The following is a 5,574-nucleotide window of genomic DNA, read 5'->3' as shown; positions in this document are numbered from 1 at the left end:
GGGGCAGGGTGTGGGGTGTGGGGTGTGGGGTGTGGGGTTTTACCAGTTTTGAGGTGGCCAATTACCTAATTTTCAGGGAAAAAGTGCCTAAATTTCCCCCCGATCACTCCCAGAGCCAGTACTTTTTGATTGACAAAAGGTCTAAAAGTCTTACCCAACAAGGTTTTTAGATTTATTCAGCCAGCCCTATATAACTGTTTTTGATCTTCTCTGCTTGGAGAAATTGCGATAAAATTAACGAGCATAACGATCAATAAAAAAATTTTATGGTTGTGACTGTTAATAATTCCCTGACACTAAGGGAATTTCTACAATTACCAGAAACTAAACCCGCCAAGGAATTTATTGACGGTCAAATTATTCCTAAACCAATGCCCCAAGGTAAACATAGCACTATTCAAGGTGATTTGGTTCCGGCTATTAACGCTAGTCTAAAACCCCAACGAATTGCCCGTGCCTATCCTGAATTGCGTTGTACTTTTGGCAGTCGTTCTCTAGTTCCTGATGTTTCAGTTTTTCTCTGGGAAAATATTCCCCGCGATGGCGAGGGAAAAGTATTAAATAATTTTGCGATCGCTCCTGACTGGCTAATTGAAATTCTCTCTCCAGATCAAAATCAGACTAAAGTTGTTAAAAATATCCTTTATTGTCTGGATCACGGCACTCAAATGGGTTGGTTAATCGATCCAGAAGAAGAAATTATCTTTGTTTATTTTAGTGATCGAACTATCGCTATTTTTGAATCAGAAAATGCTCTTTTACCCGTCCCCGCTTTTGCGACGAATTTTCAAATCACCCTCGGTCAATTATTTGACTGGTTAAGAGGTTAACTGATAACTGATAACTGATTACTGTTTAGCCGACACTTTGAAACAATTGAGTCCAATCGAGATTGGGAGCGTCTGGGGGGGCAACAATTTCGAGAATTTTATTGTTAGCGGCGGGATAAAATAGGGATTCTACGCAAACGGAAGCCACTTTCGTGCGGGGAATATTGCCCTCAGACAGGGTATCGGCGGATGACATTTTAATGGCATTAAGATTATCATCGTTTTTGAGGCCTCCGGGGCGCACAATCGTGTAGGTTAGTCCACTATTGATTAAATAGTCTTCCGCTTGTTTTTTCCAGAATAAAATTAACCAAAAGAGATTGAGGGGGTGGAAAAAGTTGGATACACAGAGGGAAGTAACGAGAACAAAATGCTCGATTCCTTTCTTTTTTGCGGCATCGATGAGATTTTTAGTTCCCAAGTAGTCCACTAACAAAGGTTCCGTGGGATTAAAGCTCGGTCTGGCTCCCGTGGCGCATAGCAAAACGCTACAATCAGCGATGAGTGCCTCTAACTTATCGGCCTGTTGGACATCTCCGACGACGATTTCCACCCCTGCTGGCAAAATTTCCGCCGCTTTCTCGCGGTTTCTCACCAAAGCGCGCACGGGAATCTGACGTTCGACTAATTGGGCAACGATTCGCCGTCCCGTTTCCCCCGTGGCTCCTGCTACAAATGCTTTCATCGCTTCTTGACCTAATAGTTTTTAACAATACGTTACACTAATCTCAATTCTACAAATTTCCCCGATCCTTTGGCAGTTAATCCCCAACTGTTTCTAGCACTATCATTTTCCAGGTTTTAAGTCATGCAGCGTCCCCCCATTAACTCCCTAGCTCGCGAATCTGTAGAAGTCAAAGAAGACAATCAATTTCTCGGTTTTCAAACCCATTTTGCCGGATGTATGGATATGTATAGCAATCAGGACAAGGTTGCCGATTATCTGGGCGCTCACGAAGGTTGGTTTTGTCGTTGTGCCGAACCGATGAAAACTCTGCCCTTCGGTGACAATGGTTATATTATCACCATCGGTAAATATGGAGCTTTTGGCTATGAACTGGAGCCGAAAATCGCTGTGGTTCTGGAACTTCCCGTCAATGGAGTCTATCATACTCGCAGTGTCCCCATTCCCGATCAACCGTTTTTGGGCTATCTAGTGGATTATCAGGCAATTATGAAACTAGAGGAAATGCCGCTATCTTCTCCTAGTCGGGAAATTGAGGCAATTTTTCGGCAACAGGGACGGGATATTCCGGCGGTTATCACCCAAGTCACCTGGGAACTGCGTATGGATGTTATGGTTAAGTTTCCCAAGTTTATTTATAAGATTCCCCGTCCCATTCTCCAAAAAACCGGTGATAAACTGTTGACGCAAATTGTTCGCCAAGTTTCCCCCCGCTTAACCTACAAAGTTCAAGAGGATTTTCACTCTAGCTTTAATTTACCCCTACCCCCTGCCTCCAGTCGTCTTTTCTATCGTCTGGACTCCTGCGAGGGTGGGTTGCTTGCCTAGGGTTTGGGGAGTCTGTCAACAGTAATCAGTAGAGCTTGCTGATGGGAAAGCAAGGAAAAATAAAGATTTGCTAACGGTGCTGGTCAGTCTAAGCTAGAATTTTAAGAAATGTTTACTTGTAAAAATAAACCTAAGACTACTTCAATATTTTATGTCTCTGCCTATCCGTAACGTTGCTATCATTGCTCACGTTGACCACGGGAAAACCACCCTCGTCGATGCACTCCTCAAACAGTCGGGAATCTTTCGAGAAGGGGAAGATGTACCCACCTGCGTCATGGATTCCAATGACCTCGAAAGAGAACGCGGTATCACCATTCTGGCCAAAAACACCGCCGTTCGTTACCAAGACACCCTGATTAACATCGTCGATACTCCCGGTCACGCCGACTTTGGTGGCGAAGTGGAACGGGTTTTAGGTATGGTGGACGGTTGTATCCTGATTGTCGATGCTAACGAGGGGCCGATGCCCCAAACCCGTTTTGTGCTGAAAAAAGCCCTAGAAAAGGGATTAAGACCGATTGTCGTGGTCAATAAAATCGATCGCCCTAACGTCGATCCTAACCTAGCCGTGGACAAAGTTTTCGATCTGTTTGTGGAACTGGGTGCCGATGACGACCAATGTGATTTTACTACTCTGTTCGCTTCCGGGATGCAAGGATTCGCCAAAGAAAGCCTCGAAGACGAAGACAAAGATATGCAGCCCCTCTTTGAAGCGATTTTACACCACGTTCCACCACCGGCCGGGGACGTTAACAAACCCCTACAGCTGCAAGTAACCACCCTCGATTACTCGGAATACTTAGGACGCATCGTTATCGGCCGCATCCATAACGGCGTAATTAAAGCTGGTCAACAGGCAGCTTTAGTAAAGGATACGGGCGCGGTTGTCAAGGGTAAAATAACAAAACTTCTTGGTTTTGAGGGCCTCAAACGGGTGGAACTAAACGAGGCCAGCGCCGGTAATATCGTTGCTGTGGCTGGTTTTGCCGACGCTAACATCGGGGAAACCGTAACTTTAGCCGATGACCCGCAAGCTTTACCCCTAATTAAAGTCGATGAACCGACCCTACAAATGACCTTCTCGGTGAACGATTCTCCCTTTGCCGGTCAGGAAGGCACTTTTGTCACCTCGCGGCAAATTCGCGATCGTCTAATGCGAGAATTAGAAACTAATGTCGCCCTGCGGGTGGAAGAAAGTGATTCTGCCGAGAAATTCCTGGTTTCGGGACGGGGGGAACTGCATTTAGGCATTCTCATCGAAACCATGCGTCGGGAAGGCTACGAATTCCAAGTATCGCAGCCGCAAGTTATCTACCGCGAAATTAACGGTCAACCCTGCGAACCCTACGAATACCTCGTTTTAGATGTACCCGAAGAAGCGGTGGGTTCCAGTATCGAACGTCTCGGCCAACGGAAAGGGGAAATGCAGGATATGCAGACGGGCAGCAATGGCCGTACTCAATTGGAATTCGTGATTCCGGCCCGAGGTTTAATCGGTTTCCGGGGCGAATTTATCCGTCTGAGTCGCGGTGAGGGGATTATGAACCATAGTTTTCTCGAATATCGTCCTTTCTCCGGGGAATTGGCCACCCGTTACAATGGCGTGATTACTGCCTTTGAGGAAGGAGTCGCCACTTTCTACGCCCTCAAAAACGCCGAGGACCGGGGGGTATTTTTTATTACTCCGGGGACAAAAGTGTATAAAAACATGATTATCGGCGAAAGCAACCGGCCCCAGGACGTGGAGATCAATATCTGCAAAACTAAACAGTTAACTAACCATCGTTCCGCCACCGGGGATGAATTGGTTCAGTTACAATCCCCCGTGGATATGAGTCTCGAACGCGCCCTCGAATACATCGGACCGGATGAGTTGGTAGAAATTACCCCGAAATCGGTCCGTCTGCGTAAATTACCGGTGAAAAAGTTAGCCAAACGTTAATCGGTTTTGACAAAATCCGGCGGCAATATCTAACAAAGAAATCCACTCAGATTTTCAACAAAACTGAGATGATAGAAAAAAGTGCCTTGAGTTTGAGGGTAAAGAATCTGCTGTGAGCTATTCTGCTACTTTGATGCGACATCCGATGTTTCCCGCCGCGTCGGACAGCAATCGTCTTCGTCTCTTTTCGGGATCCGCTAATGTATCTCTTGCCCAAGAGGTGGCCCGTTATCTGGGCATGGATGTGGGTCCGATGATTCGTAAACGTTTCGCCGATGGTGAATTGTACATCCAGATTCAGGAGTCGATCCGGGGCTGTGATGTCTATTTAATTCAACCCTGTTGCAATCCCGTCAACGATCATTTGATGGAATTGTTGATCATGATCGATGCCTGTCGTCGTGCTTCTGCCCGACAAATTACCGCCGTAATTCCCTATTATGGTTATGCTCGCGCCGATCGCAAAACCGCCGGCCGGGAATCGATCGCCGCTAAACTGGTGGCTAATCTGATCACGGAAGCGGGGGCAAGTCGCGTGTTGGCCATGGATTTGCATTCGGCCCAAATTCAAGGTTATTTCGATATTCCCTTCGATCACGTTTACGGTTCCCCAGTGGTGGTGGACTATCTTCTCAGTAAACAATTACCCGATATCGTCGTGGTTTCTCCCGATGTGGGTGGGGTGGCCAGGGCGCGGGCTTTTGCCAAAAAACTCAATGATGCTCCCCTAGCAATTATTGATAAACGCCGGCAAACCCATAATGTGGCGGAAGTGATGAACTTGATCGGCGATGTTAAGGATAAAACGGCGGTTTTAGTCGATGATATGATCGATACGGCCGGTACGATCGCTCAAGGGGCGCAGTTACTGAAAGCCAAGGGGGCGCGACAGGTTTATGCTTGTGCCACCCATCCGGTTTTTTCTGGTCCGGCGATCGAGCGTTTATCCAGTGGCATAGTCGAGGAAGTGATCGTTACTAACACGATTCCCGTCCCCCAAGAACATCTTTTCCCGCAACTGAAAGTCTTGCCGGTTGCCCCGATTCTGGGGGAGGCAATATGGCGCATTCATGAGGACAATTCCGTGAGTAATATGTTCAAATAGATGGCCGAATCCCCCTAAAACTAGGGGGAATTTTTATATTTAGGGCTTGCTGAATAAATCTAAAAACCTTGTTGGATAAGGCTTTTGACCTGTTAAAATCCGATGTTCATGCTGCGAAAATCGGATTGGGACTCTCAAAAACCTTGCATTATCCTTCTTGTAGTACATAAATTGGTACGAA

At 46.6% G+C, this 5,574-nt stretch carries 5 protein-coding genes; 4 read left to right on the top strand and 1 reads right to left on the bottom strand.

The window, feature by feature from the left end; all coding sequences use genetic code 11:
• Positions 1–266 precede the first annotated feature (266 nt).
• On the top strand, positions 267–830 hold the full coding sequence (locus tag O9295_RS26025) for a Uma2 family endonuclease (protein ID WP_002771891.1): 564 nt from the start codon (positions 267–269) through the stop codon (positions 828–830).
• A gap of 25 nt (positions 831–855) precedes the next feature.
• On the opposite strand, the gene O9295_RS26020 is transcribed toward O9295_RS26025, so the two are convergent.
• Positions 856–1,515, bottom strand: a complete 660-nt coding sequence (locus O9295_RS26020; protein ID WP_288036170.1) for an SDR family oxidoreductase — start codon at positions 1,513–1,515, stop codon at positions 856–858.
• A 123-nt stretch (positions 1,516–1,638) separates the two neighbouring features.
• Here O9295_RS26020 and O9295_RS26015 point away from each other — a divergent pair, with 123 nt between their 5' ends.
• From O9295_RS26015 to O9295_RS26005, 3 genes are all read left to right on the top strand, one after another.
• Positions 1,639–2,343: a DUF1997 domain-containing protein gene (locus O9295_RS26015; protein WP_147068666.1), complete on the top strand. Its 705-nt coding sequence runs from the start codon at positions 1,639–1,641 to the stop codon at positions 2,341–2,343.
• Positions 2,344–2,494: 151 nt separating this feature from the next.
• Positions 2,495–4,288, top strand: coding sequence for a translational GTPase TypA (gene typA, locus O9295_RS26010; protein ID WP_002761429.1), 1,794 nt, complete (start codon positions 2,495–2,497; stop codon positions 4,286–4,288).
• A 133-nt stretch (positions 4,289–4,421) separates the two neighbouring features.
• Positions 4,422–5,393, top strand: coding sequence for a ribose-phosphate pyrophosphokinase (locus O9295_RS26005; protein ID WP_012265517.1), 972 nt, complete (start codon positions 4,422–4,424; stop codon positions 5,391–5,393).
• Positions 5,394–5,574 lie beyond the last annotated feature (181 nt).

The organism is Microcystis sp. LE18-22.4A (assembly GCF_027531105.1).
GTDB lineage: Bacteria > Cyanobacteriota > Cyanobacteriia > Cyanobacteriales > Microcystaceae > Microcystis > Microcystis aeruginosa.
Note: the sequence above shows the minus strand (reverse complement) of the source record. Positions and strands in the feature narration are given on the sequence as shown.

Bases quoted from the DNA above. Each gene is read 5' to 3' on its own strand.
- O9295_RS26005 (WP_012265517.1), top strand. From the start codon at position 4,422: ATGCGACATCCGATGTTTCCCGCCGCGTCGGACAGCAATCGTCTTCGT.
- O9295_RS26015 (WP_147068666.1), top strand. From the start codon at position 1,639: ATGCAGCGTCCCCCCATTAACTCCCTAGCTCGCGAATCTGTAGAAGTC.
- O9295_RS26025 (WP_002771891.1), top strand. From the start codon at position 267: ATGGTTGTGACTGTTAATAATTCCCTGACACTAAGGGAATTTCTACAA.
- typA (WP_002761429.1), top strand. From the start codon at position 2,495: ATGTCTCTGCCTATCCGTAACGTTGCTATCATTGCTCACGTTGACCAC.
- O9295_RS26020 (WP_288036170.1), bottom strand. From the start codon at position 1,515: ATGAAAGCATTTGTAGCAGGAGCCACGGGGGAAACGGGACGGCGAATC.